General features: G+C 68.8%; 1 protein-coding gene. It reads left to right on the forward strand.

Annotated features, from left to right (window positions below):
• The coding region (locus tag I0Q12_RS28620) for an Hsp70 family protein (RefSeq protein ID WP_197256989.1) at positions 1–446 on the forward strand (446 nt) is incomplete at both ends.

Below are 446 nucleotides of genomic sequence, written 5' to 3' on the forward strand. Positions count from 1 at the left end.
TTCGAGGTGCTGCGCGCGGGCGGCGACAACGCCCTCGGCGGAAAGAACCTGGACGCCACGATCTCCCGCTGGGTGGACCGGCAGCTCGCCGACGAGAACCCCGATCTGGCGGCATGGTTGCGCCGACCGGAAGGTCTCGACGCCCGCCGCAACCTCGACGATCAGATCCGACGAGCCAAAGAGCTTCTCTCCCAAGCTCCTTCGGCGACCATTCGGATCACCGGCAACGGCGCCGACATGACGTTCACGCTGACCCGCGACGAGTTCGAGCAGCTGATCGAACCGCAGATCACGCGCGGTGTGCAGCTGGCCGCGTCGGTCCTGCGCGATGCCGGTGTGGACCGCGGTGGTCTGCAGGCGCTGTATCTGACCGGCGGCTCGTCGCGCATCCCCTACGTGCACCGGCGCCTGGCCGAACTCGGCCCGATCGCCACCCTCGACGACCC

It is taken from the genome of Rhodococcus sp. CX (genome assembly GCF_015865005.1).
Lineage (GTDB): Bacteria > Actinomycetota > Actinomycetes > Mycobacteriales > Mycobacteriaceae > Rhodococcus.